This is a genomic window from Salinibacterium sp. NK8237, assembly GCF_015864955.1.
Taxonomy (GTDB): Bacteria; Actinomycetota; Actinomycetes; order Actinomycetales; family Microbacteriaceae; genus Rhodoglobus.
In genome coordinates this window covers 122,523-149,069 of sequence record NZ_JADYWE010000003.1, presented here as the reverse complement: position 1 = coordinate 149,069, position 26,547 = coordinate 122,523, and the positions used below count along the sequence as shown (strand labels likewise).

Genomic DNA, 26,547 nt, shown 5'->3' with positions numbered 1-26,547 from the left:
CCGCGAACCCAATAAGGTGGATGCCGTGACCACCACCACATCAGACCGCTATGCCCTCGCCATTGATATTGGCGGAACCAAAGTTGAGGCTGCCCTCGTCAACCCCGACGGAGTCGTTCTCAGCTCGAGCCGCTTTCGCGCCCCCACGGGTCGCGCATCCTCGAGTGCCCAACTCTCCGAGAGCGTGCGCACCGTTGTGCGCCAGACGGTTGCCGAGCTTCCGGATGGCGCTGAGCTACTCGGTGCTGGCATCGGAAGCGCCGGCCCGATCTCCGTGTCGCGTGGCGAAATCTCCCCCCTAAACTTGCCCGCATGGCGCGACTTTGGCGTCCGATCGCTCGTCGAAGAAGAATTGCCAGGACTCACGGTGTCTCTGCGCGGCGATGGAAACTGCATCGCTCTGGCGGAACACTGGATCGGCGCCGCCCAGGGAGTGAAGTACTTCATGGGAATGGTTGTTTCCACCGGTGTCGGCGGCGGGCTCATCCTTGACAATCAGCTCATCGACGGTCCCACGGGCAACGGCGGCCATTTCGGTCACGTCGAAGTTGGCGGAGAAACTGTCATCTGCGGTTGTGGCGGAACAGGCTGCGTCGAAGCAGTCGCCTCCGGCCCCAAAACCGTGGAATGGGCACAGTCGCAGGGCTGGACCGGTACGACCGGCGAAGAACTGTCTGCTGACTACGCGGCGGGAAACGACATCGCGATCGCGGCAGTGCGCCGCTCTGCCCGTGCCGTCGGCCATGCAATAGCGTCAGCCACTGCGCTTGTTGATCTCGAACTCGTCGCGATCGGCGGGGGCTTCTCCCACGTCGCCGCCGACTACATCGATCTTGTCTCAGAAGCGATAACCGACCGGGCGCCGTTCCCGTTCATCACCAAGGTACGTGTTGTCGCCTCGGGACTCTCCAGCGATGGTCCTCTCATTGGTGCTGCATCTCTAGTGCACCACCCCGAGCGACTAAGCACCTCCGCGCTCGGCCGCTAGTTTGCTGGCTGCTCGCCAGTTACTCGTCGAGTGCGGCCGCCGGAAAGTCGATCTCGTCTTCGACGAAACTGGGCCGGGCAAGCATGACAGCGCTGACGAGCGCGAGCAGACTGGTCACGAGCAAGAACATCAGCGGCCACACCCAGCCGCCGCTCAATTCACGCACAAGCGCGACAGCGAATGGCCCGAGTGCCGCCACAGAGTAGGCAACGCTCTGCACGAAACCACTAAGCGCTGCTGAACCTTCGTGACTTCTCGTGCGCAAGTTGATGAGCACCAGACACAGCGGGAACAGGATCGACCCGATTCCCACGAGCACCACCCACAGCCAGGTCGCGACCGTCGGAGCGAAAGCCAAACCGGCAAATCCGAGAACGCCAGCAAACACTCCCCCGGCGATCACCACGCCAATATTGGATACACGGCTGGCAAGAATCGGGCTCAGGATACCGAGCGGAATACCGATGAGGCCGAAGAGCGACAGCATTGCGCCGGCTTCGACCGGCGTGAACTCAGCGGACTCGATCAGAATCTCGGGCAGCCACGCGAAAAACGAGTAGAACGCAATCGAGGAAACCCCGAAGGCGATAGTGATGGCCCACGCCGTTCGTGACTTGGCAACCGCCCACACCGAGATGTGGGGAGTCAGCGGGAGAACACTCTCATCATCGGCAACAGCGCGACGAGTGGCGTGACTACCGCGCAACGTCAGCATGAGCCATGGCACAAAGGCGGTGAGTGCGAGAGCAGCCCAAACTGCAACCGATACACGCCAGCCTGCAGCATCGGAGATGGGTGCCGCGAAGAACGCCGGTATTGCAGCTCCCAATGAGATGAGAACCACATAGCCACCCGTGACCGTCGCCAAACGGTCTGGGAAGTACTTCTTGACCGCGGGCGGCAGCAAGACGTTGCCGATACCCATTCCCGCGAGTGCGACAAAGCTGCCGACGGCGAGCACAATGTAGTCGTCACTGATGGCACGAATCGTCGAACCGGCGACCATCGCTGCCGCCGCAATCAGTAGGCCAGCGTCAAGGCCACGAGCGCGAGCGAGGGCAGGCGCGGCAACGCCTGCGATCGCGAAAGCAATGGGAGGCAGCATCCCGAGCACGCCGAGCCCCAGGCTCGAGATCGGAATATCGTTTTCGATCACGCCAATGATGGGCGAGATGGCCGCGACTGCGGTGCGCACATTCAGCGCAACGAACAGGATGCCAGCGAGGGCAAGAATGCGGCCCTTCCACAGGGCACGCTCGGAGGTACTCATTTACCCGAGTCTAGGTCCCGAAATCCCCTACCCCTACGATGGTGGGTATCGCCGACAACTCGTGTCGGCTGGCATCTCAGGGAGACAGATATGGGTAACAGCGGATTCGACCTCGGCGACATCGGCGACGTCGTCGGCGACCTCGTCAAAGGCAAAGGTCTCGACACTGACGCTCTCGAGCCCATCTGGGAAGGCATCCAGCCGACCCTCAAGGGGCTCGACACCGACACGATCCTCGAGACCGTCGCGAACTGGGCCAAGGACCTCAACCTGCCCATCGTCGGCAATGTGCCCGATGACGTGGTCGAGAATCTCAAGAACGGCGTCAAGGTTCCCCTCAACAAGCTCATTAAGGGCTAGCCCTATAGAACTATTTCTTGGGCGCCTCTTTTGCGGGGACGCCCAAGATTTCTCTTACCGCAACCTCATCAAGACACATTTGCTCAATAAGAGCATCGACGGTCGTGTACTTGACCATGCCGCGAACGTATTCGACAAATTCGATTTCGACTCGCTTGCCATAGATATCGAAATCTTGGTCGAGAGCATGCGCTTCGACCTGCTTCTCCGGCACCCCGTCAAAAGTCGGGTTGTTGCCGATCGAGACCGCGGCCGCAAAGCGAACCCCGTCCACAACGAGCCACGCCGCGTAGACACCATCCGCTGGAATGAAGCCTTCAGAGTTTCGTTCCAAATTGGCGGTCGGATACCCGAGTTCGCGCCCGCGCTGCTGGCCGAGTACCACCACACCCCGAACCGAGTGCGGGGCCGTGAGCAATTGCCCAGCCTCAGCCACTCGGCCCTCAGCGAGAAGCTCGCGCACAAAAGTGGAGGAGACGCGACGGCCTTCTTCAAGAGCAATGTCGTCAATGACAACGACCTCAAAACCGTGTTGCTCGCCGAGCGTGCGTAGCAAAGCGACATCGCCAGCGCCGCGAGCGCCAAAGCGGAAATCGGCTCCGACGAGAACAACTTTGGTATCGAGCGCCCCCGCGAGCACCGACGCAACAAAGTCCTCAGCGGAGACTTCGCTCAAGGCACGGTCAAAGGTTAAGACAAGAGCGGCGTCGACGTCGGTCGTGGCCAGTCGTTCCAGCTTCTGTTGCTTGCTCAACAAGGGTTGCGGGCACGCTGCAGGGTTCAACAGGCTCATCGGATTACGGTCAAACGTCACAACGACTGAGCGCAAACCACGCTCAGCGGCAACCGCGCGCAGCCGTTCAAGCACCGCACGGTGTCCGCTGTGCACGCCATCGAACTTGCCGATCGTGACAGCGACCGGACCAAACGTCGCGGGAACGGCATCAATCGAATCGAAAATATTCATGTCAGCGTTTCCCCTCAGCACGACGCACCCGGTACAGCCAGATAAGGCCGAGCACCGGAAGAGCGAGAGGAACGAAGAGATAGCCAGCACCAAAAGCTGACCAGACGGTATCTGCCGGGAACAACACGGCATCCACCTGGCTGAGGGTTCCCACAGTGATGACTCCGACAAGTTCGAACACGATCGCGAACACGGCGACACGGAACCAGACGCGACCCGAGCGGATGAGAGCAACAGTCGCAACAATGTAGACGAGCCCTGCTAGCCCAGACAACAAATACGCCAAAGGTGCCTCGTCGAACTTGGTGGCGATCTGAAACAGCGACCGCGCGGTAGCGCCAAGCGCCATCACCGCATAGACGGCGATCAGCACTCGGCCGATGCCCGAGGCAGTCGAAGAAGCTTTCCTAGTCATCACGTTCAACTTTAGGCGCTCTCGGCTACGCCAATTGCACAAACCAGATTTGGCTCATGCGGTAGACCATGACGGCGATCGACAAACAGGCAACGCCCAAGATCACCGTGCTCCAGCGGTTGCGCTCGATAAGCCCCCACATGACCGCTGCGGGAGGAATCAGGATGGCCGAAACCAGATAGATCCAAAACTCCAGCGAACTGCCCGTAGCCACATTGCCGAGCAACGGCGCAATGATCGCCATCACCAGTTGGACGATGAGCAACAGCTCAACCAGCAACGTTGCACCCAGGGTGTAGTCATTGGGCTTCACTCGCGCGAAACCGACTATCAGTGCGCCAAGGCCAGCAACGACCGCCACAACGATCTGAACCCACACAAACCACTCAACCATTTTTCGGGGTTCCTTCCTCAGAGGCTAGCTCGCCGTCAGCTGCGGCGGCGGGCACACTTTCCGGCGCTGCTGGCTCGGCATCCGGCCGAAAGTTGGAGAGGATGCGGGCGCGGCCGTCAACGATCTCCAAGAGACCAACCAAGCGGCCATCCGCATTAATAGCGGCGATAGCCCCCTCCCCCTGAGGCTCCAGGGCGATCTGCTTACCCTGCGCCAAATCTGCCGCCTGCTCGTCATCGAGATCAACAGTGTCGAAGAGCACACGAGCCACCACTGCCGGCGCTACGAGCTTCGTTTCGAGATCCTCATCGACAGCACTCGCGTCGCCAACCGAGAACGGTCCAACTCTGGTGCGACGCAACACCGTCAGGTGACCGCCGACGCCCAGTGCCTCCCCCAGATCTCGAGCAAGAGCACGAATGTAGGTACCCGAGGAACAATCCACACGAACCTTCACATCAATGAACTCTCCGCGCGCGATCTCCAGCACCTCGAAAGCAGAAACCGTGACCGCTCGCTCAGCGAGCACAACTTCTTCGCCCGCGCGAGCCAACGTGTAAGCGCGGCGACCATCTACCTTGATGGCGCTCACGGAACTGGGGCGCTGCGAAATAGCGCCGGTGAGGTTAGCCACGGCGTGCGCAATGGCATCGTCGGTTACGGCAGCGAGAGCCGCGGCATCCGCAGTCTCAGAAAGCTCTCCCTCAGCGTCGTCGGTATTCGACGAAGCGCCCAGACGAATTGTGGCGGTGTATTGCTTGTCAAGGCCCACAAGATAAGTGAGCAGTCGAGTCGCATTGTTGACCCCGAGCACGAGGAGCCCAGTAGCCATCGGATCGAGCGTGCCCGCATGCCCAATCTTGCGGGTGCCCACCGATTTGCGCGCCCGAGAAATGACGCCATGACTCGTGATGCCTTGAGGCTTATCCACGAACAGAATCCCGCTCGTAGGATTGCGCGGCGGCTTAGCCATAACATTCCTTTCGCACGGGCGCCCGGGATGGGCAGCCTCACAACTTTAGCCAATTCTGCGGCGCTCGATGTGCGTTACTCACCGCGGACCGTCACGAGAAATGTTTACCCAGTGCGCCTAGACTGCCGCTATGCGAATCGGCGTTATTGGGGCGGGTGCCGTGGGCGGTGCAATTGCAGCGTTACTCGCGCGCGCCGGCAACGACGTTGAAGTGACTGCTCGCGGAGCCCATCTGCAGGCCATCCGCGAATCGGGGCTCACTCTCACTGGCGCTTGGGGCGACAGCGTCTCTCGTGTGCGTGTTGCTGGCACCCTCAGCCGCGTCAACGAACTCGTGATCGTCGCCACAAAAGCGCACGATGCCGAAGAGGCGATTCGCGAGAACATCCGCTTCTTGCGCGACCTCCCGGTCATCATCTTCCAGAACGGTCTCGATTCGCTCGATGTCGCCACCCACGCTTCACCGCGATCCGACATGATCGGCGGCCTCGCCACCTTCGCTTCATCATTCCTCTCCCCCGGCACCATCCACGTCACCGCCGCCGGCCCCAGCTACCTCGGAGTCGCCGGGGACAACGATGTGCCCGCACGGTACGCCGCACACGTGCTCAACGCCGTGATGCCGACCTTCGCGGTTCCCAATTTTCGCGGCGCGCAGTGGACGAAACTGGTCATCAACCAGGTCAATGCGCTACCGGCCATTACCGGCCTCAGCGTTCAAGCCGTCATCGCTGATCGCTCGCTTCGGCACGTTATGACCGCGAGTATGCGCGAGACAGCCCGCACAGCTCTCGCCAGCGGCATCCGCTTCGAAACGTTGCAGGGGCTCTCTCACCGACGCCTCCGCACCCTTGCACGGTCTCCGCTGTGGCTTGGCCAGATCATTCCCCTGCTCATGAGCCGACGCATGGGCAGCACGCCCAATCCCGGTTCTACGTTGCAGAGCATTCGGCGCGGACAACCCAGTGAAGTGGATGCCCTCAACGGTGCCGTCGTAAGGGCCGCGTATGAACTGAATAGTTCCGCCCCCATCAATGCGCTCATGGTGGAACTCGTGCATGCCGTTGAACAGACGGGGGACTTTTTCAGCTCCGACGTTGTTGCGGCACGCTTTGCCGCGCTCGATACCGCCCCTCTTCGCGATCGCTAGCCAACACCAACTCCGCCTCGACCATGCGCCCCACAGCGCCGACGAAAAAGACACCCTTCCGTGACCCCAAAGACCGCGATACCTGATCGTGCAGAACTCGCTCAGCTCATCCGAGACTGGTTTGCCGAGCACGGCCGTGACCTGCCCTGGCGACAGGATGGTTTCGGGGCGTGGGGCATCCTCGTGAGCGAGATCATGTTGCAGCAGACCCCCGTGGTTCGCGTCATCCCCCGGCTCGCGCAGTGGCTCGATCGATGGCCTTCGCCCGCCGCCCTTGCTGCTTCTGCCCCCGGCGACGCCGTTCGAGCGTGGGAACGACTCGGCTACCCGCGCCGCGCGCTCAATCTCCACGCTGCCGCGACCGCCATAGCGGAGCACCATGGCAATGTCGTTCCCGAGGACGTGCCCACCCTGCTCGCACTACCCGGGATCGGTGATTACACGGCTCGCGCTGTCGCGGTCTTCGCTTACGGGCATCACCATCCGGTCGTCGACACCAATGTGCGCCGTGTGATTGCCCGCGCCGTCAACGGAGAGGGCGAAGCGGGCCCTCCGTCGACGAAGAGAGACCTCGCAGCGATGGAGCAGCTTCTGCCCGCCGACCGGGATGCTTCGCAGGCCACGAACGCGGCCGTCATGGAACTTGGTGCGATCGTGTGCACCGCCAAGAAACCACTGTGCGAGGAATGCCCGGTTCGTGAGCTGTGCGCGTGGCGTGCTGCCGGCTACCCCACCTACGAAGGCAAGCGGCAGGTCGTACAGAAAAAGTTTGAGGGCTCAGACCGTCAAGTTCGCGGGCTCATCCTCGCTGAACTTCGCGCTAGCGATGTGCCAGTCACCGCAGTTGAAATCACTCAGGTGTGGGCGGACGCCGAACAGCGTGAGCGCGCTCTGGCAGGCCTCCTTAAGGACGGACTGGCCGTTGCTGAGGATTCGGGTTACGTTCTGCCCTAGCGGGCGTTAATCAGGCGCGCTTTTACCGCCTGGCGGGAGCTAGGCCCGAGTCGCGTCATCCTCGTCGTCGTCGAAGCCAGCGGCTTCTTCTTCGGCGGCAATGTCGCGAGGCTTCACGTAGGGGTCTTCATCTCCCGCGTACTTCGCGCTCTTCTTGAGAGCGTCAACTGACGCGTCTCGCTGTTGGGCTTCCGTAAGAAGCGAGTCGATGAGAGCCGCGTTCTCGGGGATGCCGTCTGCAATGAACTGAATTGATGGCGTGAGGCGTGCGGTGAGATTCTTACCCACTTCGCGACGCACGAGGCCGGTGGCCGACTTGAGAGCCGCTGCACTGTCGCTGCGTTCTTCGTCAGTGCCGTACACGGTGTAAAAGACGGAAGCATGCTGGAGGTCGCCGGTCACCCGAACGTCGGTGATGGTGACAAACCCGAGTCGGGGGTCTCTGATGCCACGCTCAAGCGTTTTGGCAACGATTACCTTGATGCGGTCCGCCATTTTTGCGGCACGAGCTGCGTCAACCATCTCTACTCCTTCTAAAACTTTCGCTGCCTCGAGATTAACCGAGGCGTTGACGGCAGCCTGGGCAGGAAGCTTGCGGAGCCTGCGTAGCTCCGCTTCCTGCCCAGGTTGCCGTCATAAGCCAACGGCTAAACCCGCGGCTTTTCCTTCATTTCAATTGTCTCGATCTCGTCACCGATTTGGATGTCGTTGAACTTACCAAGTCCGATACCGGCTTCGAAGTCGGTACGAACTTCAGTGACGTCATCCTTGAAGCGACGCAGTGAGTCGATCGCCAGGTTGTCGCCAACGACGACACCTTCGCGGATAACTCGTGCTTTGGCGTTTCGCGTGATCGTTCCCGATCGCACGATGACACCGGCGATGTTTCCGACCTTGGAGGAGCGGAAGATCTCGCGGATCTCAGCAACGCCCGACTGAACTTCTTCAAATTCAGGCTTGAGCATTCCCTTGAGCGAGTTCTCCACGTCTTCAAGTGCGGCGTAGATGACCGAGTAGAAGCGCACGTCGACACCTTCGCGAACGGCGCGCTCGCGCGCCTTCGGGTCGGGGCGAACGTTGAATCCAATGATGATGGCGTTGTCGACCGTGGCGAGGTTGATGTCGCTTTCGGTAACAGCACCGACACCGCGGTGGATGATGCGCAGCTGAACCGAGTCATCAACATCAATCTTGAGCAACGACTCTTCGAGAGCTTCAACAGCACCCGATACGTCACCCTTGATGATGAGGTTGAGCGACTCGACCTTGCCGTCTTCGAGGGCCTTCGTGAAGTCCTCGAGGCTGATGCGCTTGCGGCTGCGAGCGAGCAACGCGTTGCGCTCTGCTGCTTCGCGCTTTTCAGCGATCTGGCGAGCCATACGGTCGTCGTCGGTAACCAAGAACACGTCGCCGGCCTTGGGTACTGAAGTCAGTCCAAGAACAGCAACGGGACGCGATGGCTCGGCCTTGGTGACCGAATCGCCGTTCTCGTCGAACATTGCACGAACGCGACCATAGGCGGTTCCGGCAACGATCGGGTCTCCGATCGACAGCGTTCCCGACTGGATGAGCACGGTAGCAACAGCACCGCGACCCTTGTCGAGCTTGGCTTCGATCGCGACACCACGCGCATCCTTGTTGGGGTTTGCGCGCAGGTCGAGTCCGGCATCCGCTGTCAGGAGCACTGCGTCAAGAAGCTCGGTAATACCGACCTTGTTGAGCGCCGATACGTCCATGAACATGGTGTCTCCACCGTATTCTTCAGCCACGAGACCGAATTCGGTGAGCTGCTGGCGCACCTTGGCCGGGTTCGCACCCTCTTTATCGATCTTGTTGATCGCGACAACGATCGGAACGTTTGCTGCCTGAGCGTGGTTGAGTGCTTCAACCGTCTGGGGCATGATTCCGTCGTCTGCTGCGACCACGAGGATCGCGACGTCGGTGACCTGAGCACCACGAGCACGCATAGCGGTGAACGCTTCGTGACCCGGGGTGTCAATGAAGGTGATCGGACGTTCGATACCGTCGTGCTCTTTGACAACTTGGTAAGCACCGATGTGCTGGGTGATGCCACCGGCTTCGCCCGCAACAACGTTGGCGTTACGGATAGCGTCAAGCAGCTTGGTCTTACCGTGGTCAACGTGACCCATGACGGTGACAACAGGAGGACGAATAACGAGTTCGTCTTCCGATTCGTCTTCGAGTTCTTGATCGAGGTCCATGTCGAAGCCGAGCAGGAGCTCGCGGTCTTCTTCTTCTGGCGAGACCATTTCGATCTTGAAGCCGAGTTCTTCACCCAGGATGTCGAACGTTGCCTCATCGAGAGACTCGGTTGCTGTCGCCATTTGTCCCAAGTGGAACAGCACGGTGACGAGGTTTCCGGGGCTCGTGTCGATCTTGTCGGCGAAGTCGGTGATGGATGCACCACGGCGAAGACGAATAACTTCCTTGCCGTTTCCGCGCGGGACGCTAACGCCACCAAGCGACGGTGCTTCTCTCAGTTCGAACTCTGCCCGCTTCGCCCGCTTGGACTTGCGTGCCTTGCTCTTGCCGCCACCGCGACCGAAAGCACCTGCGGTGCCTCCACCGGGGCCACGACCGCGTCCACCAGCTGGCGGACGGTTAGGACCAAAGTTGTTTCCTGGTGTTCCACCGGGACGGAATCCGCCACCAGCTGCACCTGGGCGTGCGCCGGCGCCTGCTCCAGCAGGACCGCCTGGACGCTGACCGAAGCCACCTGGGCGCTGACCCTGGCCGGGTCCACCGGGACGAGGCGAGCCGGGGCGAGGTGAACCGGGGCGCGGCGAACCGGGACGAGGCGCACCCGGACGCGGAGCGCCAGGACGAGGAAGGCCCGGACGCGGAGCGCCAGGACGAGGAATCGAGCTTGCGCCACCGGCAGGTGCCGGTCGCCCCATGCCCTGGTTCGAGGCGAAGGGGTTGTTTCCCGGACGGGGAGTACCCGGACGAGGAACAGCGGAAGGGTTGGGAGCATCTGCTGCGCCGCCCGCGGGCTTTGCACCAGACTCGGCAGAAGCTTTCTCAGCGGCCAATGCCTTTTCAGCAGCCAATGCCTGAGCTTGACGCTCGGCAACGGTCAGAGGAGCGGGAGCCGCGCCTTCTTCTGGTTCAGCAGCCTGCTCGGGCTCCGGTGCGGCAGCGGGTGCTTCCTCAGCAACAGGTGCTGGGGTCGGTGCGCTTGGCATCGGAGTTTTGGGCTTCGGCGTCGCTTTAGCGGCAGCCTTCGGCGCGGCCTTGGGAGCAGCCTTAGGCTTCTCCGGCTCTGCCGGTGCTTTCGCTGCGTCAGCTTCGAGTGCAGCCTTCAACCGTCGTGCGACGGGGGGCTCAATGCTCGATGACGGGCCCTTAACGAATTCGCCCATTTCTTTGAGCTTCGCTAGAGCAGCCTTGCTATCGACGCCAGCTTCGGCGGCGACTTCGTGTACGCGTGGTTTTGCAGCCACTTTTCTCCTGTCTGGGTCTGCTCCCAGACAGGGGCAGACCACTAATTACGGACGGAACTCATTTCGAGCCGCTCATTAGTTGTCCATAGGTCAATCAGCCTGTTCGTTAGGGGACATCGGTTGATGTCCCGCCTCATATTCAGCTAACACTGAAAGAAGTGCTCCGGTATCTAGCGGTGGTTCCACCTTCAACGCACGTGCAAAAGCTCTGCGTTTGATTGCAGACTCAAAACACGTGGTTGTGGGATGAAGCCACGCACCGCGACCCGGAAGTGTGGCCGAATGGTCGGCCACAACCGCACCGTGAGATGCGATAACCCTCAGTAACGAGGATCTGCTGGCGCTCGCGCGACAGCCAATACACGTTCTTACTGCTTCCATGATACCCCTACTCTGCAATCCCGCACTCCCCCGCGCCCGAGAATAAACGCACGCTGCGAGGGAACGCTACCGGCTTTCCCCACAGCACACCGTGCTGAGGGGAAAGCCAGGCGTACGACTATTAGTCGTCGAGAATCGAGTCGGGCTGGATGTCGATGCGCGCACCGGTGAGCTTGGCAGCCAGTCGGGCGTTCTGCCCTTCCTTGCCAATCGCCAACGACAGTTGGTAGTCAGGCACGAGGGCACGCACTGCTTTGGTGGCCTCATCGATCACGAAGGAGCTCGATACCTTGGCGGGCGAGAGCGCATTAGCGACAAACGTGGCCAGGTTCTCGGAGTAGTCGACGATGTCGATTTTCTCGTTGTTGAGTTCCGCTGTTACCGCTCGCACCCGCTGGCCGAGCTCGCCAATGCACGAACCCTTCGCGTTGATGCCGGTCTCGGTTGCCCGAACCGCCATCTTGGTGCGGTGACCTGCCTCGCGGGCGACAGAAGTGATTTCTACCAGTCCGCTGGCAATCTCAGGAACCTCAAGTGCGAAGAGCTTACGAACCAGCGACGGGTGGGTGCGGCTGACCGTAATCTGCGGCCCCTTGTCGCCCTTGCTCACTGCGGTGACGTAGACCCGCAAGCGCGAGCCGTGCTTGTATTCTTCGCTCGGAACCTGCTCTTCGGGAGGCATGATTGCCTCCACCGAGCCGAGGTCGATGTGGATCATGCGCGGGTTGGGACCCTGCTGAATCACGCCGGCAACGATGTCACCCTCGCGACCCTTGAACTCGCCAAGAACCTTGTCGTCACCAATGTCACGCAAGCGCTGGTTGATGACCTGTTTTGCTGCGAACGCTGCAATACGTCCGAAATCACTGGGGCTGTCTTCAGCCTCGCCAATAACCGCACCCTCTTCGTCGTGCTCAGGGACCCAGACACTGACGTGTCCAGTTTTGCGGTCGAGCACAACACGAGCGGTTGGCTGCACTTCTGCAGCCTTACCTTCGGGAGCCTCAACGTGCTTGAGATAGGCGCTCAGAATCGCCTGCTCAATGATCTGCACCAGTTCTTCGAACGGTATCTCTCGCTCGCGCTCCATCATGCGCAGCACGCTCAAGTCGATATCCATTGAGGACCTCCGATATTCATTTAGGGGTGATGACTCGGAACCGTCTGCGGCTCCGAACTTGCTAGTTTAGCTGGCTTATTTAGTGAGTGCAGCGACGACGTCAGCGACAGGGGTGCTCGTTCGCTCGTTCGTGACGCGATCCCAGACTTCGACCATTCCGTTGGCCGCGTCACGACCAACAATCACGATCATGGGGACACCGAGAAGCTCAGCATCGCCGAACTTCACGCCGGGCGATACCTTCGGGCGATCATCGAAAAGCACGTCGAGACCGGACTGCTCAAGCGAGCTCACAAGGTCTTCGGCGGTCTCATAGACAACAGCATCCTTGCCCGCCGCGACGATATGCACGTCGAAGGGGCTGATCTGCTTGGGCCACAACAGGCCCTTGCCGTCGTTTGTGGTCTCAGCGATGGCCGCCATCAAACGGGTAACACCGATTCCGTAGGACCCCATCGTGACGGTCACAAGCTTGCCGTTCTCATCGAGAACCTTGAGACCAAGAACCTCGGCATACTTGCGGCCGAGCTGGAAGACGTGACCGATTTCCATACCGCGAGCGGTTTCGATGGGACCGCTGCCATCGGGGGCAGGGTCGCCGGCGCGGACATCCGACACCTCAACGGTGCCGTCAGAGATGAAGTCACGCCCGGCAACAAGGCCAAGAACGTGCTTTTCGTGGATGTTGGCGCCCGTGATCCACTGAGTGCCATCAACAACGCGGGGGTCGAGTACGAAGCGCACGCCCGTCGTCGACTTTTCGCCGATGACAGCGCCCTCGGGCGACCATGGACCGATGTAGCCCTTAACGAAGCCGGGGTTTCCCTCGAGCTTGGCCAGCTCGGCGAAATCTTTCTCCGTGGCGGGTTCGACCTCAGCCGGGGCGAAGGCAACTTCGGCGCGCTTCATGTCAACATCACGGTCGCCGGGCAAACCGACGACAACAAGTTCGCGGGTTCCGTCGATCGAGGTGAGAGCCAGAACGATGTTCTTGAGCGTGTCTGCTGCAGTCCAGGGACGATCATCGCGGGGCTGCTCTTCGTTAGCGAGAGCAACAAGAGTGTCGATCGTGGGAGTGTTCGGCGAATCGAAGACCAGCGGAGCGGGCAGGCAGTCAATCGGCAATGCCTCGGGAACGGTCGTGCGGTACGCCTCAACGTTGGCGGCATAGCCTCCAGCCGAGCGCACGAAGGTGTCTTCACCGACGGGAGTCGGGTGCAAGAACTCTTCGCTCTTCGAGCCACCCATCGCGCCGGCATCCGCGCTGACAATCACATATTCGAGACCGAGGCGGTTGAAGATGCGCTCGTAGGCATCACGGTGCTGCTGGTACGACACATCGAGGCCGGCATCCGTGTAGTCGAAGGAATAGCTGTCTTTCATCGAGAACTCGCGACCGCGCAGCAGACCAGCACGGGGGCGGGCCTCATCGCGGTACTTGTCCTGGATTTGGTACAGCGATAGTGGCAAGTCTTTGTAGCTCGAGTACAGGTCTTTCACGAGCAACGTGAAGACTTCTTCGTGCGTGGGCGCCAACAGATAGTCGGCGTCTTTGCGGTCTTTCAAACGGAAAATTCCGTCGCCGTACTCGGTCCAGCGACCCGTGAGCTCGTAGGGTTCGCGCGGCAGCAGAGCCGGGAACAGCACCTCTTGGGCACCGAACGACTCAAGCTCTTCGCGGATGACCGCTTCAATCTTGCGGCGAACCTTGAGCCCGAGCGGCAACCACGCAAAAACACCGGGAGCCTGACGACGGATGTAGCCGGCGCGCACCAAAAGGCGGTGGCTTGCTACTTCAGCATCGACGGGATCTTCGCGAAGCGTGCGGACAAAGAGTTGAGAGAGACGTGTAGACACGCCTCAATGGTAGTGCGCCTACGGGGTGAGAACTTGCGGACTTCCCGTTGCACCGGCAGGCATCTCTGCTGCGATGCGGTTGGCCTCTTCGATCAAGGTCGCCACGATGTCTGCTTCGGGAACAGTCTTGATGACTTCACCCTTCACAAAGATCTGGCCCTTGCCGTTACCGCTGGCAACACCGAGGTCAGCTTCACGAGCTTCACCCGGACCGTTGACAACACAACCCATAACAGCGACGCGCAACGGAACCGTCATTCCCTCGAGGCCCTCAGTGACATCGTTGGCGAGCTTGTAGACATCGACCTGAGCGCGACCACACGACGGGCACGACACAATTTCAAGCTTGCGCTCACGCAGGTTGAGCGACTGCAGAATCTGCAGGCCAACCTTGATCTCCTGCACGGGAGGAGCCGACAGCGAGACACGAATCGTGTCTCCGATGCCCTCCGAAAGCAGGATACCGAACGCCGTAGCGCTCTTGATAGTGCCCTGGAACTCCGGCCCAGCCTCGGTCACACCGAGGTGCAGCGGCCAGTCGCCGCGCTCAGCGAGCATGCGGTACGCCTTGACCATGACAATGGGGTCGTTGTGCTTGACCGAAATTTTGAAGTCGTGGAAGTCGTGCTCTTCGAAAAGGCTTGCCTCCCAGACAGCGCTCTCCACGAGCGCCTCAGCGGTGGCCTTGCCGTACTTCTGCAGCAGACTCGGCTCGAGCGAACCGGCGTTGATACCGATGCGCAGGCTTGTGCCCGCATCCTTGGCCGCCTTAGCGATCTCGCCAACCTTGTCGTCGAACTTGCGAATGTTGCCCGGGTTGACGCGCACGGCGCCCACTCCGGCATCAATCGCCGAGAAAACATAACGCGGCTGGAAGTGGATGTCGGCAATAACCGGAATCTGGCTCTTCTTCGCAATGATGTGCAGCACATCCGCGTCATCCTGATGCGGCACAGCGACACGCACGATGTCACAACCGGACGCCGTGAGTTCGGCAATCTGCTGCAGCGTCGCGTCAATGTTGGTGGTCTGCGTCGTCGTCATGGACTGGACGCTCACTTGTGACTCGCTGCCGACTCCTACTGAACCGACCTTGATCTGCCGGGTCTTGCGACGGGGAGCGAGGACTTCAGGGACTTTCGGCATTCCGAGATTAATTGCTGGCACTAACCCATCCTAAAGCCGACTCCTGAACATCAGCGGAACGCTAGCGCGCGCCGAGGTGAGCAGTCAGTGCATCAACGAACTCCTGCGGGCGTTCAAGGTGGGCCGAGTGGCCACAGTTCTCCCACGCTAACTCGGTGTATTGCCCGCCGTTGGCCTGATACTGGTCGAACACGGCACGGGTCTGCTCGATCATCGGCTGCGGCGGAGCAACCTCGGCGCCGGGCCAGCCGGGAATCACGCCAAGCTGCCCCAAAAAGTTCAGGTCGAAACCCGAGGCATCCGACACGATCTCGTCTTGCAGACCGCGTACCCACAAAATGCGCGGCTTGGTGGCAAGTTCGGTAATGCCGCTGACGTTGAAGTGGTCGGGAGTCATGGTGTTGAGCACTCCGCGACCGCCGGGACCAAAGCCGGGCCAGGGCTCAACAACCACCGAGTCGCCAGGGTAATTGTCCTCGCCAGTGGCTGTCGTGAGCATCGACTCGACCCACAGATCTTCGTGCTCGGCGTGAGCTGCGGCATCCGCCACATAGGCCGTACGGAACACCATGCGAGCGGATGTCGGCGAATCGTCGGCCGCATCGCCCGCGTTCAATTGAGCGACAAAGTCGGGGTTTGCTCCCCCGCCGCCGGTTCCCGAGCACTCCAGATTCAGGAGCTCGCCATTCGCCCCCTTCGTTCCACCGAAGCCATAGGGCGAAACGGGTGACACGAACGTGACCGTGTCGACGCGGTCAGGGTGATCGAGCATGAACTGCATCACGATTCCGCCGCCCATGCTCCAGCCAGCGAAGCTCGCGCGCTCAATGCCGAGGGTGTCGAGCACAGCAGCGATGTCGTCAGAGAAATCGCGAACGCCGCGGGTGGCATCCACGGGAAGCGTTTCGCTGTCGCCGAAGCCGCGCAGGTCAATTGCCAACGCGCGAACGCTGCTATCGAGCGCGAGCATCGTGGGCTGCCAGAACAGCGACGACGAGACGTTTCCGTGCACGAACACCACCGTCGACGTTGCGGTGTCGGATGGGCGCTCGAGAACCGACGCGACAATGCGCGGTGTGGTGACGCTGTGCTGAACGATGCCGTCGAGAAGGGTAGCCATGGTGTGTCCTTTGGTGAGTTGAACTACGGGTGGTGGCGAAACTGGTTAGGAAGTGAGCTCGACAATGAGCTCGGGTTCAGTGGCTGCGCGAACGGTCGCTTCATCAACGCCGGGGGCAAGTTCACGAAGCACGAGCCCGCGATCGGTGATATCAATCACGGCGAGATCGGTGATGATGCGGTGAACGACACCGCGGCCGGTCAGCGGTAGCGAGCACTCGTTCACGATCTTGGGGCTGCCATCTTTGGCGACATGCTCCATGAGAACGATGACGCGAGCCGCGCCGTGCACAAGGTCCATGGCGCCGCCTGGACCCTTGACCATCTTGCCGGGGATCATCCAGTTGGCGAGGTCACCGGCCACCGACACCTGCATGGCGCCGAGAATGGCCGCATCGATCTTGCCGCCGCGGATCATTCCGAAGCTCATAGCGGAATCGAAGAAGGCGGTGCCCGGGAGAGTCGTGACCGTCTCTTTTCCCGCGTTGATGAGGTCGGGATCGACATTTCCTTCGGTGGGGTATGGCCCAACGCCGAGGATGCCATTCTCCGACTGCAGCACAACCGTGCGGCCCTCGGGAACGTAATTCGGCACCAGGGTCGGAAGGCCGATACCGAGGTTCACATAGGAGCCATCAGCCAGTTCGAGAGCGGCACGCGCCGCCATTTCTTCGCGAGTCAAAGCCATTATGCGACCACCTTCTGCACTGTGCGACGTTCGATCCTTTTCTCGACATCGGGGCCAACCTCGATGATCCGCGTGACATACACGCCGGGCAAGTGAACGGCATCCGGCTCGATCTCACCGGGCTCCACGAGTTCTTCGACCTGGGCGATGCAGACGCGGCCAGCCATCGCGGCCAGCGGCGAGAAGTTGCGCGCCGACTTAGCGAAGACGAGGTTGCCGTGACGGTCACCCTTGAGAGCGTGCACGAGCGAAAAGTCTGTCGTGATCGACTCTTCGAGCACGAAGTCTTTGGCGGTGCCGTTGACCTCGAATGAGCGAACCTCTTTCTGGGGCGAGGCAATCGCAATGCCGCCCGAACCGTCGTACCGACGCGGTAGGCCGCCCTCGGCGACCTGCGTGCCCACGCCCGTCTGAGTGAAAAATGCACCAATACCCGAGCCACCAGCACGCAACTTCTCGGCCAAAGTACCTTGAGGCGTCAGCTCGACTTCAAGCTCGCCGGTCAAAAACTGGCGCTCGAACTCCTTGTTTTCTCCCACATACGACGACGTCATCTTGCGGATGCGGCGGGCAGCAAGCAGAACGCCAAGCCCCCAATCGTCCACACCACAGTTGTTGCTGACAATGCTGAGATCGTCTGACCCCGACTCGAGCAGCGCTTGGATGAGCACCATCGGATTACCGCAGAGGCCGAAGCCGCCAACGGCAAGAGATGCCCCGCTGGGAATATCAGCGACCGCTTCGGCTGCTGACCCCACTGTCTTATCGATGCTCACGCTCGGACCTCCCGCGGTTGATTCGCTAATAATTCGGTCATGACGCCCGCGACACGGTCTGCACCACGTGGCGTCAAAGTAATCGTGTAGTGATTGACGTCTGGCACCTCGTGAAACTCCACGTGAGGAAGCTCCGACCGCCATTGGTCGCACTGTTCCGGAGAATACAACGCCGGAACCTGATTGAGAAGACCCCGCGGCGCCCGGATGAAGTGCACGGGCATCGTGAGCCCCTGAAGCCCGGCAAGATAGTCGGTGTCGCCGCTCAACTGCAGCGCATCGAAACTGACCGCAGCAAGGTTGCTCGCCGGGTGCAGCTCGGGGGCAGTTCCCACCAAGTCGTAATCGACATAGTCGCGGATGGCCTCAGTGAAGTTATCGGCAAACGCCGGGTGCACTCGCCAAAACTCTTGGTAGCTCTCGCGGTCGGCGAATGTCATCGACAGCCGATCAACAGCCGGCCCCAAAATCACCTGCGGCAGATCTTCCATTGACACGCCCTCGGGTGCCGGAATCGGCAAACCGCCATCGATCAAGAGAAGGCTCGAGACACGCTCCGGGTACTGCGCCGCCAACGTTGCCGCGACGAAAGCACCCATCGAATGCCCGACGACGAGCGCGGACGCAGTGCCGGTTGCAGCCAACAGCGCGTTCATGTCCTTCGCGTGCTGCGGCATCCCGAACGGTGCGGGAAGGTCTCGGCTCGCACCGCGACCGCGCAGATCGGGCGCGATTACCCGGTAGTCGGGGAACGAAGCCGCGACAAGCGGCCACGACATATGCGATGCCGTGATGCCGTGGATGAGCAGGATAGTGCCGCGAGGTTCCGACTCGGGTTCCCACATCGCCGCGGTGAGTTCACCGCCGTCGACCAGGCACGTGATGGTGGTGTGTTGCTCGGTCATCGTGCGCTCCAGCCGCCATCCATCGTGTACGAGGCGCCTGTGACCATTCCGGCCGTGTCACCCGCGAGCCAGAGCACGAGGTCGGCGACCTCACTCGGTTCGAGCAGTCGCTTGATCGCGCTCTCGGTGAGCATGACTTTCTCGACGACTTCAGATTCTGGGATGCCGTGCACCTTGGCCTGATCGGCAATCTGCTTTTCGACGAGCGGTGTGCGCACGTAGCCAGGGTTGACGCAATTGCTTGTGACGCCGTGGGCGCCGCCCTCGAGCGCTGTGACTTTCGAGAAGCCCTCTAGTCCGTGCTTCGCGGTGACATACGCCGACTTGTACGGCGAGGCACGGAGCCCGTGTACCGAGCTGATGTTGATGATGCGGCCGAACTCACGCTCGTACATTTTCGGCAGAGCAGCCCGAACGAGCAAGAACGGTGCCTTAACCATGAGGTCAAGGATGCGGCTGAACATCGCCGGATCGAAGCTCTCGATGGGGCTCACGTGTTGGATGCCCGCGTTGTTGACGATGACATCCACGTCGAGCGTGAGATCGGCGAGCGCCACCGTGTCGGTGAGGTCAATCTGCCACGCTTCACCACCAATGCGGTCGGCTTGAGCCTTCGCGGCATCACCATTGAGGTCGGCCACGATGACGTGGGCTCCAGCGCGAGCAAGTGACTCGGTGCACGCGGCGCCAATTCCACTCGCTCCGCCGGTGACGAGGGCTCGACGGCCCGTGAGATCGGTCATTTCTCGACTCCTTCGGTGCGCGGCTCTGGCACGGCCAAAGCGCGGCGGATAAACGTAATCATCTGATCGAGAACTTCATCGGGCACGCGGGAGGTACCGCTCGCGGTCGGGTCAGCATCGTGGCCGGCGTCGGGCGAATCGCCCCACAGCACCCAGCGCATCCCGATCATTTCGCCGATTCCCATGAGGGCCCACGCGGCGACGGTCGGGTCGATGTCTCCGATTTCGCCGAGCAGTTGAGCTTCTTTGAGGCCCTCGATGTAGCCGTCGACGATGCGGGAATAGTGCAGACGCAGCGACTTGGGCGACACGAACTCGGCCTCGCGCACGACGCGGTAGAGGGCGGGATGTTCGGCGGTGAATTCGAAGAAAGCCCTGAACCCAGCACGCTCTGATTCGATGCGGTTGGATGCCGCCCCCGACGCTTCGCTCATGGCACGACGAACGCGGCGGTTGAGATCCTCAACGAGCTCTTCGAAGATTTCGAGCTTGCTTGCGAAGTAGAGATAGAACGTGCCTTGGCCAACGCCGGCCTCTTCTGTGATGCGCACGACCGAGGCATCCGTGTAGCCATAGCGGGCAAAGATTGTTTCGGCAGCCTCGATCAACTTCGTCTTAGTGCGAGTGCCGCGAGCGGTAAGGGGTGTGCTCATGAACTGATCCGTCCGTGGTGTGTTGGCTGTTCGGTCCATTGCTCTAGCAATACTCGGCGACGGACTTTGTCGCTGGATGATCGAGGAATCTGTTCAACGAAAATCACTCGTTTGGGCACTTTGAACTTGGCGAGACTTGCCCGAGCAAACTCGAGAACGTCGGTCTCGTCGGTCGATGCTCCTGATCGCACGACCACCCAGACGATAGCGACTTCGCCCCACGTCTCGTCGGGCACCCCAACGACGGCAACGTCGGCAATCGCCGGATGCCCGAACAGCACACCTTCGATTTCGGCGGGGGCGACAGATTCTCCCCCGGTGATGAAGATGTCTTTGAGGCGGTCGAGCACGCGGTAGTAGCCCTCCGCGTCGCGACTGACGAGATCGCCGGTTGCCAGCCAGCCGTTGCGGAGCGCGAGCGCTGTAGCTTCGGGGGCACGAAAGTAGCCGCTGAAGACTCCGGGGCCGTGCACGAGTAATTCGCCCTGGCCCGCGCCCTCGATGCGTTCTCCCGTCACGGGGTCGGCGATGTCAACATCCACATGAGGGTAGGGCTTGCCGGCCGAGCCGATGCGCGTGCGCGCTTCTTCATCGGGCAGGCACAAGACGTTCGGCGCTGCCTCGGTAAGACCGTAACCCTGAGTGAGGGCGACCCCGCGGCTGTGCCAGACGCGCAAGAGCGGTTCGGGCATCGGCGCTCCCCCGACAATGGCATGTTCAAGGCTCGAGAGGTCGCTTGAAGCGAATCGCGGATGCTGCGACAGGATCAAGTAGTTCGCGGGCACGCCCATCATCGTGGTGATGCGGCGGTCGGCGATGAGCTGCAGCACTCGGGCCGGATCAAACGTGCGCTCGAGCACAACGGTCGCGCCCATCCACCAGGCCAGCAGCGGCTGAATGTTCCAACCACCGACGTGGTACTGCGGCATGACCGCGAGCACAGTGTCGGCGCTCGTGATCTCGGCCGTGCGCGAGAGCGAAAGGTTGGTCCAGAAGCAATTGGCGTGAGTGAGGATCGCGCCCTTGGCCTGCTCGAGAGTTCCCGAGGTGAAGATGATCAGCAGAGGATCGTCGTCGCGCACGGCACGACGCACGGGGTCGACGCTCGCATGCTGGAGCGGGGCGACAATGTCGCGTTCAATACCGTGAGTGCCAAGGATGCCGCGAGCGATCGGTGCAATGAGGCGGTCGGTGGCGAGGGTTGCCAAGGTTGCGAACTCGTCCTCAACGAGCAGCAGTGCGGGGTCGGCCTGTTCCAGTTGTTGGGCGATCTCCCTCGGCGACAAACGCCACGAGAGCGGCACGAGCACGAGTCCGGCCTTGGCGCAGGCGAAGAACACGACGACGTGGTCCGAGCTATTGCCCGTGATGGTGGCGATGCGATCGCCAACACCATAGCCGCCATCGAGGAAGGCTTCGGCGAGCGCCGTAGCCCGATCATCCAGTTGGCGGTAGGTCAGCACGACACCGCGGTCATCGACAGCAACTCTGTCTGGTGTCGCGAGTGCGCGGTCGGCGGTCCACCGCCCTAGCGTGTGTAGCCCTTCAGACTGGGTCATTCCGCCTCCTCAAGCAGCTTGCGCTCTGACGGTGTGGCAGAGGTGCCTGTGGAGAGGCGCTTCACCGCACCGGCGATTCCTCCGGGAAGGAACAACACCACAAGGATAAACAGGGTGCCGAGGATAAAGAGCGGTTCGGAGAGAGGAATGCGCAAAATCGCGGGAAGTCCATCGATGGCATCCGAACTTGCGAGCGCGGTGAGCCGCTGGTCGAGCAGCGTGTAGATGATGCCGCCGACGATGGCGCCCCAGCGCGAGCCGACACCTCCGAGCACCACAATCACAAGAATGGTGAGCGTGAAATCGGCCGAAGTGGCCCGCGGTGTGGTGCCGCTTTGCAGCAGCAAGTGCACCATTCCCACGAGCGATGCCAGCACGGAGGCGATAACGAACGCCATGAGCTTCACGCCGAAGGGACGGAGGCCGAGCACCCGCACGCGCAACTCGTTTTCCCGAGTTGCCGTCACGGCGTGGCCAGCACGCGAGTTTTCGAACCACGCGACAACGACGAACACAACGACGAGCAATGCGAGTGAAAGCCAGTACAGGTTGCGGGTGTTGATCACTCCGATGAAGAAATCTGGGATGTGCTCGGTGTCGAGTCGCAGGCCTTCTTCACCACCCGTGATGGCGGGGTTGCGTCGCACGAGCACGTTGCCGGCTTGAGCGAAGGCGAGCGTGACCATCGCGAAAGAAATCCCCGTGACGCGCAGACTCAGCGAGCCCAGGAGATACGCGGCGGCAATGACAACCGCGAGCGTCAGCCCGAGAGCAGGAATCAGCGTCAGCTCGGTCTGCTGCAGCACTATGCCGAGACCATAGGCCCCGAGAGCGAAGTACAGCGCGTGGCCGAAGGACAGCATCCCGGCCGTGCCAAAGAGCAAGTGGTAGCTGAGCGCCAGCGACGCAAAGAGCAAAGCGAGCGCGAGCAGTTGAAGCGTGCCAGGCGTGTAGGTGGCGCCCGGCAGCACGCCGGGGATCGAGAGGTTGAGCAGTGGCAGCAGTGCGGCTACGACGACGAGAACGCCGCCGACGATCCACCAGGTGCGCTGACTCAGGTGTGCGAGCGACTTCATGCTTTCTTCCCCAAGATTCCGGTTGGGCGCACCAACAAGACGACGGCGAGCAGGAGAACGACCATGAGGTCACCTGTTCCACCCCAGAAATAGTTCGCAAACTGCTGCAGGACGGCGACCACCACCGACGCGATAGCGGCGCCAGCGAGTGAACCCAGGCCACCGATCACGGTGACAATGAACGCGAAGATCAGTAGCGATCCGCCGAGCTGGGGCGAAACGTAGCCGAAGTAGTGCGAGGCGAGGACGCCGCCCAAACCGGCGGCAGCGCCACCGATCGCGAACACGACGGTGAAGGCCTTGCGCACATCGATACCGAGCGCGGTCACCATGGAGCGGTTTTCAACGCCGGCCCGAATGATGAGGCCGAAGCGGGTGTAGCGCAAGAAGGCAACGATTCCGAGCAGCACCAGAACTGCCGCACCGATCATCAAGAAACGGTCGTTGGGAACGCGGGCCCCCAAGATCTCGGTGGTCTGCGACAACCACGGAGGTGCTGTCACGTAGATCGGGTCGGTACCCCAGATGCCCTCGAACAGTGCAACCGTCGCGAGCGCCAATCCGACCGTCACGAGCACTTGCTCGATATGCCGGTTGTAGAGACGCCGGATGAGCAGAAACTCGGTCGCGGCCGCTACAGCAGCACCGACGACCATTCCGAGCAGCATCGAGGCGATGAGGGTGCCCCAGCTTTCGCCGCCCATCCGTCTCGAGAGCTCCCAGCCGGCGAAGGCACCGAGAGTCAGGAACGAGCCGTGCGCAAAGTTCAGCACGCCCATAAGGCCGTAAATCAGAGAGAGACCGGAGGCGACCAAGAAGTAGAGCGCACCGAGGCCCAGTCCTGTGATGAGCAGGAGAATTATGGTGCTCACGCGACCCCCAACAATTCTTTCGTGAGGGCTTCGTTGCCCAAGAGTTCTTCGGCGCTGCCGTCGTAAACCACGCGACCGCCTTCGAGCACGATGGCCTTCTCGGCGAGCATCCGCACGACCTGCAAGTTCTGTTCGACCAGGAGCACCGGCACGGTTTGAGCGGCACGTTCGAGTGCTTTCGCGACATCCATCACAATCAACGGCGCGAGGCCCTTGGTCGGTTCGTCAACGAGGAGGACCTTGTTGTCGTTCACGAGCGCTCGCGCCAGTGACACCATCTGCTGTTGGCCACCCGAGAGGGTGCCAGCAAGCTGACCGGCCCGCGCAATGAGGTCCGGAAAAAGTTCTTCAATGAGTTGGCGGTTCGGCGTGGAATCACGCTCAGCCAAACGGAGATTCTCGTTCACGGTGAGCGAGGAAAAAACTTCGCGGTCTTCGGGAACATAACCAACGCCCCGCTGCACGATGCGGTGAGTCGGCTCGCGATCAACGCGCTCCCCCGCAATCGTCACTTCACCCGAGCGCTCGATGAGGCCCATGATGGCCCGCAGAGTGCTCGTCTTACCAACACCATTGCGGCCGAGAAGCGCCGTCACGCCGACGGGGAGCATCTCAAAGCTCACATCCTCGACAACTTGCTGACCCTCGATGCTGGCGTTCAAACCAGCAACCGTCAGAATCGATTCGGTCATAGTGGCGCCCCCAAATAGGCCTTCTGCACCGCTTCGTCTGCCATGACGGCATCCGGGGTGTCACACGCGAGCACACTGCCATGGTGCATAACGGCGACCCGGTCGACAAGGCCGAGAACGACATCCATGTGATGTTCGACCATCAGCACGGTGCGACCCGACTGGTGAACCTGGCGAATAACTTCGGTGAGCCCGGCAACGTCGCCAGAAGCGACACCGGCCATCGGCTCGTCGAGCAGGATGACGCTGGGATCGGTAGCCAACAACATGGCGATTTCGAGCTTGCGCTTGTCACCGTGCGACAGCACCCCCGCCTCCGTTGCGGCGTGGTGGCTGAGCCCGACCTCGTCGAGGCGAGCTCGAGCAATCGTGGTCGCTTTGTCGTGCGACCGCGGAAAGCGCAGTACCGAGGTGGCACCGCCCAGCTTCACTTGAGCGGCGAGGCGCACGTTCTCCAGCGCACTGAGCGCCGGGAAGAGGCTGGATGTTTGAAAGGTTCTGCCGAGCCCAGCCCGGGCCCGCGCATCAATGGTCTGATTCGTGACATCACGCCCTTCAAGAGTGACGGTTCCCGCTGTGGGAGTCATCACCCCCGAGATGAGGTTGAAGAGCGTGGTTTTTCCGGCCCCATTCGGGCCGATCACGCCGAGCATCTCACCCTGGGCGATCGAGAGGGACACGTCATCGATGATGACGGCTCCCCCGATCGTGAGGGCAAGGTGCTCGACCGTGAGCACGGGCTGGTTCGACATAGTTCTCTAGGTACTTACTCTGCGATGGGCGGGGTTACGGCGTCAGCATCGACGGCCGTGACGAGCTCAGGAATCCACGAGTCGCCATCGGCGACCAGCGAGACTTGGAACATCGGCTGGATCATCGCGTGGTCTTCAGCGCGAACCGTGATCGATCCCTTGACGGAATCGAAGGTCCAGCCTTCGAGCGCGGCGATCATTGCGTCGACGTCGTCGCCACCTTCACGCACTGCCTGAACAACCATCTGAGCGGCAACGAAGCCGTCGGGCGAGAACAGGTCGGCCTGCTTGCCCTCTGCTTCGAGGTAGCTGATCATGGCGCTGTTGGCGTCATTGTCGGTCGCTCCTGCGAAGTAGTGGTTGAGGAAGCTGATCTGGTCGCTCGCGGCGCCGTAAGCGCCGTACGTCGAGATGTCGCCAAGACCGGTTGCTACCGGAACGCTATCGAACACGCCCTGCTGGCTGAGCGCCTCCCACATCGCGCCCGAGGTTGCTCCGGCCCACGCGACGAACACGAGGTCGGGCTGAGCATCAACGATCTGCTGTGCGAACGGGGTGAACTCGGTGGCATCTTCGGGAACGAGAAGGCTCGTCACGTCAGCACCCTGGCCGCCTAGAACGGCGGTTGCTGCCGCTACGTTGCCCTGACCAAAAGCGGTGTCTTGGCCGAAGACCAGAACAGACTGGCCTGCCGGGTCACCGATGAAGGTACCGGCTGTCGCGACGTCTTGGTAGCTCTGACGACCCGAGCGGAACGTGTAATCGTTCACGCCGGTGATGCCGTCAGCCGCGGCCGGCCCGGAAATGTAGAGAACCTTGTTCTGTTCGGCCTGCTCAGCAATAGCGAGCGCGATTCCGGAGGAGACCGTGCCGATGATGATCTTCTGGCCCTGGCCAATCACGTCTTTCGCGGCGGTGACAGCCTTGTCAGCGTCGCCGGCGTCATCCGTGATTTCGATGTTGAGCTCGCGGCCGTCAACGGCGCCTGTGCCGTCGGTGGCGTAGTCGAGCCCGGCATCGAAGCCGGCGAGATAGGCCTCACCGTACGCTGCCAAGGCTCCGGTCTGAGAGGTAATGATGGAGATGTCGACGGGAGCGAGTTCGTCGCCACCTGTTCCGCCATCAGCACTGGGGGCGCAGCCCGCCAGTGTGAGTGCAACCGTCGCAATTAACGCCGGAGCGAGGTATTTTTTACTGACCCGCATGATGGGACCTTTCCTGCTGCCTTAGGAGGATTGTGATCTGAACCTGAGACCCGGTTCAGGTTTCATGT

27 protein-coding genes are annotated in these 26,547 nt (G+C 61.3%); 4 read left to right on the top strand and 23 right to left on the bottom strand.

Annotated features, from left to right (window positions below; genetic code table 11):
• The first annotated feature begins 25 nt into the window (after positions 1-25).
• Positions 26-988, top strand: coding sequence for an ROK family protein (locus I6E56_RS14225; RefSeq protein WP_197139179.1), 963 nt, complete (start codon positions 26-28; stop codon positions 986-988).
• Between the two features lie 19 nt (positions 989-1,007).
• Here the strand turns inward: I6E56_RS14225 and I6E56_RS14220 are convergent, their stop codons facing one another.
• Complete coding sequence (locus I6E56_RS14220; protein WP_197139178.1) at positions 1,008-2,258, bottom strand: CynX/NimT family MFS transporter; 1,251 nt, start codon at positions 2,256-2,258, stop codon at positions 1,008-1,010.
• 90 nt (positions 2,259-2,348) lie between these two features.
• On the opposite strand from I6E56_RS14220, the gene I6E56_RS14215 reads away from it, so the two are divergent.
• Complete coding sequence (locus tag I6E56_RS14215; RefSeq protein ID WP_197139177.1) at positions 2,349-2,618, top strand: hypothetical protein; 270 nt, start codon at positions 2,349-2,351, stop codon at positions 2,616-2,618.
• Between the two features lie 10 nt (positions 2,619-2,628).
• On the opposite strand, the gene I6E56_RS14210 is transcribed toward I6E56_RS14215, so the two are convergent.
• Genes I6E56_RS14210 through truB form a run of 4 tightly spaced genes read right to left on the bottom strand, consistent with a single transcriptional unit; the run spans position 2,629 to position 5,367 of the window.
• Entirely contained in the window at positions 2,629-3,585 is a 957-nt protein-coding gene (locus I6E56_RS14210) for a bifunctional riboflavin kinase/FAD synthetase (RefSeq protein WP_197139176.1), read from the bottom strand.
• A 1-nt stretch (position 3,586) separates the two neighbouring features.
• Complete coding sequence (locus I6E56_RS14205; RefSeq protein ID WP_197139175.1) at positions 3,587-4,000, bottom strand: hypothetical protein; 414 nt, start codon at positions 3,998-4,000, stop codon at positions 3,587-3,589.
• A 25-nt stretch (positions 4,001-4,025) separates the two neighbouring features.
• Positions 4,026-4,394 (bottom strand): hypothetical protein, encoded by a 369-nt coding sequence (locus tag I6E56_RS14200; RefSeq protein ID WP_197139174.1) that lies wholly within the window; start codon positions 4,392-4,394, stop codon positions 4,026-4,028.
• On the bottom strand, positions 4,387-5,367 hold the full coding sequence (gene truB / locus I6E56_RS14195; protein WP_197139173.1) for a tRNA pseudouridine(55) synthase TruB: 981 nt from the start codon (positions 5,365-5,367) through the stop codon (positions 4,387-4,389). Before truB ends, I6E56_RS14200 begins: the two co-directional genes overlap by 8 nt.
• Before the next feature lie 130 nt (positions 5,368-5,497).
• On the opposite strand from truB, the gene I6E56_RS14190 reads away from it, so the two are divergent.
• Together I6E56_RS14190 and I6E56_RS14185 are read left to right on the top strand one after the other, a co-directional pair.
• A complete protein-coding gene (locus tag I6E56_RS14190; RefSeq protein WP_197139172.1) occupies positions 5,498-6,517 on the top strand; it encodes a ketopantoate reductase family protein in 1,020 nt (339 codons plus the stop codon).
• Between the two features lie 78 nt (positions 6,518-6,595).
• A complete protein-coding gene (locus I6E56_RS14185) occupies positions 6,596-7,471 on the top strand; it encodes an A/G-specific adenine glycosylase (RefSeq protein WP_374062252.1) in 876 nt (291 codons plus the stop codon).
• Positions 7,472-7,510: 39 nt separating this feature from the next.
• Here I6E56_RS14185 and rbfA read toward each other — a convergent pair whose 3' ends face one another.
• The 18 genes from rbfA to I6E56_RS14095 form a co-directional block, all read right to left on the bottom strand.
• Positions 7,511-7,993: a 30S ribosome-binding factor RbfA gene (gene rbfA / locus I6E56_RS14180; protein WP_197139170.1), complete on the bottom strand. Its 483-nt coding sequence runs from the start codon at positions 7,991-7,993 to the stop codon at positions 7,511-7,513.
• A 125-nt stretch (positions 7,994-8,118) separates the two neighbouring features.
• Positions 8,119-10,935, bottom strand: a complete 2,817-nt coding sequence (infB, locus tag I6E56_RS14175; protein ID WP_197139169.1) for a translation initiation factor IF-2 — start codon at positions 10,933-10,935, stop codon at positions 8,119-8,121.
• Between the two features lie 90 nt (positions 10,936-11,025).
• On the bottom strand, positions 11,026-11,316 hold the full coding sequence (locus I6E56_RS14170) for a YlxR family protein (protein WP_197108869.1): 291 nt from the start codon (positions 11,314-11,316) through the stop codon (positions 11,026-11,028).
• 121 nt (positions 11,317-11,437) lie between these two features.
• Positions 11,438-12,436, bottom strand: coding sequence for a transcription termination factor NusA (gene nusA / locus I6E56_RS14165; RefSeq protein WP_197139168.1), 999 nt, complete (start codon positions 12,434-12,436; stop codon positions 11,438-11,440).
• Between the two features lie 75 nt (positions 12,437-12,511).
• Positions 12,512-14,293 carry a proline--tRNA ligase gene (locus tag I6E56_RS14160; RefSeq protein WP_197139167.1) on the bottom strand — a complete coding sequence of 594 codons (1,782 nt, stop codon included), beginning with the start codon at positions 14,291-14,293 and terminating at the stop codon, positions 12,512-12,514.
• Between the two features lie 18 nt (positions 14,294-14,311).
• On the bottom strand, positions 14,312-15,460 hold the full coding sequence (gene ispG, locus I6E56_RS14155) for a flavodoxin-dependent (E)-4-hydroxy-3-methylbut-2-enyl-diphosphate synthase (protein ID WP_197110642.1): 1,149 nt from the start codon (positions 15,458-15,460) through the stop codon (positions 14,312-14,314).
• 40 nt (positions 15,461-15,500) lie between these two features.
• Positions 15,501-16,559 carry an alpha/beta fold hydrolase gene (locus I6E56_RS14150; protein ID WP_197139166.1) on the bottom strand — a complete coding sequence of 353 codons (1,059 nt, stop codon included), beginning with the start codon at positions 16,557-16,559 and terminating at the stop codon, positions 15,501-15,503.
• A gap of 45 nt (positions 16,560-16,604) precedes the next feature.
• Complete coding sequence (locus I6E56_RS14145; RefSeq protein ID WP_197139165.1) at positions 16,605-17,246, bottom strand: CoA transferase subunit B; 642 nt, start codon at positions 17,244-17,246, stop codon at positions 16,605-16,607.
• A complete protein-coding gene (locus tag I6E56_RS14140) occupies positions 17,246-18,022 on the bottom strand; it encodes a CoA transferase subunit A (protein WP_197139164.1) in 777 nt (258 codons plus the stop codon). The genes I6E56_RS14145 and I6E56_RS14140 overlap by 1 nt, the downstream gene beginning before the upstream one ends.
• A complete protein-coding gene (locus I6E56_RS14135) occupies positions 18,019-18,927 on the bottom strand; it encodes an alpha/beta fold hydrolase (protein ID WP_197139163.1) in 909 nt (302 codons plus the stop codon). The genes I6E56_RS14140 and I6E56_RS14135 overlap by 4 nt, the downstream gene beginning before the upstream one ends.
• Entirely contained in the window at positions 18,924-19,670 is a 747-nt protein-coding gene (locus I6E56_RS14130) for a 3-hydroxybutyrate dehydrogenase (RefSeq protein WP_197139162.1), read from the bottom strand. Before I6E56_RS14130 ends, I6E56_RS14135 begins: the two co-directional genes overlap by 4 nt.
• Positions 19,667-20,323, bottom strand: a complete 657-nt coding sequence (locus I6E56_RS14125; RefSeq protein ID WP_197108884.1) for a TetR/AcrR family transcriptional regulator — start codon at positions 20,321-20,323, stop codon at positions 19,667-19,669. Before I6E56_RS14125 ends, I6E56_RS14130 begins: the two co-directional genes overlap by 4 nt.
• The gene (locus I6E56_RS14120) at positions 20,320-21,882 is read right to left on the bottom strand and encodes a class I adenylate-forming enzyme family protein (protein ID WP_197139161.1); all 1,563 of its coding nucleotides are present in this window, start codon (positions 21,880-21,882) and stop codon (positions 20,320-20,322) included. The genes I6E56_RS14125 and I6E56_RS14120 overlap by 4 nt, the downstream gene beginning before the upstream one ends.
• Positions 21,879-22,958 carry a branched-chain amino acid ABC transporter permease gene (locus I6E56_RS14115; RefSeq protein ID WP_197139160.1) on the bottom strand — a complete coding sequence of 360 codons (1,080 nt, stop codon included), beginning with the start codon at positions 22,956-22,958 and terminating at the stop codon, positions 21,879-21,881. The genes I6E56_RS14120 and I6E56_RS14115 overlap by 4 nt, the downstream gene beginning before the upstream one ends.
• A complete protein-coding gene (locus I6E56_RS14110) occupies positions 22,955-23,830 on the bottom strand; it encodes a branched-chain amino acid ABC transporter permease (protein WP_197108889.1) in 876 nt (291 codons plus the stop codon). Before I6E56_RS14110 ends, I6E56_RS14115 begins: the two co-directional genes overlap by 4 nt.
• Positions 23,827-24,522, bottom strand: coding sequence for an ABC transporter ATP-binding protein (locus I6E56_RS14105; RefSeq protein WP_197139159.1), 696 nt, complete (start codon positions 24,520-24,522; stop codon positions 23,827-23,829). Before I6E56_RS14105 ends, I6E56_RS14110 begins: the two co-directional genes overlap by 4 nt.
• Positions 24,519-25,274, bottom strand: a complete 756-nt coding sequence (locus I6E56_RS14100) for an ABC transporter ATP-binding protein (protein WP_197139158.1) — start codon at positions 25,272-25,274, stop codon at positions 24,519-24,521. Before I6E56_RS14100 ends, I6E56_RS14105 begins: the two co-directional genes overlap by 4 nt.
• A 14-nt stretch (positions 25,275-25,288) precedes the next feature.
• Complete coding sequence (locus I6E56_RS14095; RefSeq protein WP_197139157.1) at positions 25,289-26,479, bottom strand: substrate-binding domain-containing protein; 1,191 nt, start codon at positions 26,477-26,479, stop codon at positions 25,289-25,291.
• Between the last annotated feature and the right edge of the window lie 68 nt (positions 26,480-26,547).

Bases quoted from the DNA above. Each gene is read 5' to 3' on its own strand.
- I6E56_RS14220 (WP_197139178.1), bottom strand. From the start codon at position 2,258: ATGAGTACCTCCGAGCGTGCCCTGTGGAAGGGCCGCATTCTTGCCCTC.
- I6E56_RS14215 (WP_197139177.1), top strand. From the start codon at position 2,349: ATGGGTAACAGCGGATTCGACCTCGGCGACATCGGCGACGTCGTCGGC.
- I6E56_RS14210 (WP_197139176.1), bottom strand. From the start codon at position 3,585: ATGAATATTTTCGATTCGATTGATGCCGTTCCCGCGACGTTTGGTCCG.
- I6E56_RS14205 (WP_197139175.1), bottom strand. From the start codon at position 4,000: ATGACTAGGAAAGCTTCTTCGACTGCCTCGGGCATCGGCCGAGTGCTG.
- I6E56_RS14200 (WP_197139174.1), bottom strand. From the start codon at position 4,394: ATGGTTGAGTGGTTTGTGTGGGTTCAGATCGTTGTGGCGGTCGTTGCT.
- truB (WP_197139173.1), bottom strand. From the start codon at position 5,367: ATGGCTAAGCCGCCGCGCAATCCTACGAGCGGGATTCTGTTCGTGGAT.
- I6E56_RS14190 (WP_197139172.1), top strand. From the start codon at position 5,498: ATGCGAATCGGCGTTATTGGGGCGGGTGCCGTGGGCGGTGCAATTGCA.
- rbfA (WP_197139170.1), bottom strand. From the start codon at position 7,993: ATGGTTGACGCAGCTCGTGCCGCAAAAATGGCGGACCGCATCAAGGTA.
- I6E56_RS14170 (WP_197108869.1), bottom strand. From the start codon at position 11,316: ATGGAAGCAGTAAGAACGTGTATTGGCTGTCGCGCGAGCGCCAGCAGA.
- nusA (WP_197139168.1), bottom strand. From the start codon at position 12,436: ATGGATATCGACTTGAGCGTGCTGCGCATGATGGAGCGCGAGCGAGAG.
- I6E56_RS14150 (WP_197139166.1), bottom strand. From the start codon at position 16,559: ATGGCTACCCTTCTCGACGGCATCGTTCAGCACAGCGTCACCACACCG.
- I6E56_RS14145 (WP_197139165.1), bottom strand. From the start codon at position 17,246: ATGGCTTTGACTCGCGAAGAAATGGCGGCGCGTGCCGCTCTCGAACTG.
- I6E56_RS14135 (WP_197139163.1), bottom strand. From the start codon at position 18,927: ATGACCGAGCAACACACCACCATCACGTGCCTGGTCGACGGCGGTGAA.
- I6E56_RS14130 (WP_197139162.1), bottom strand. From the start codon at position 19,670: ATGACCGATCTCACGGGCCGTCGAGCCCTCGTCACCGGCGGAGCGAGT.
- I6E56_RS14125 (WP_197108884.1), bottom strand. From the start codon at position 20,323: ATGAGCACACCCCTTACCGCTCGCGGCACTCGCACTAAGACGAAGTTG.
- I6E56_RS14120 (WP_197139161.1), bottom strand. From the start codon at position 21,882: ATGACCCAGTCTGAAGGGCTACACACGCTAGGGCGGTGGACCGCCGAC.
- I6E56_RS14115 (WP_197139160.1), bottom strand. From the start codon at position 22,958: ATGAAGTCGCTCGCACACCTGAGTCAGCGCACCTGGTGGATCGTCGGC.
- I6E56_RS14105 (WP_197139159.1), bottom strand. From the start codon at position 24,522: ATGACCGAATCGATTCTGACGGTTGCTGGTTTGAACGCCAGCATCGAG.
- I6E56_RS14100 (WP_197139158.1), bottom strand. From the start codon at position 25,274: ATGTCGAACCAGCCCGTGCTCACGGTCGAGCACCTTGCCCTCACGATC.
- I6E56_RS14095 (WP_197139157.1), bottom strand. From the start codon at position 26,479: ATGCGGGTCAGTAAAAAATACCTCGCTCCGGCGTTAATTGCGACGGTT.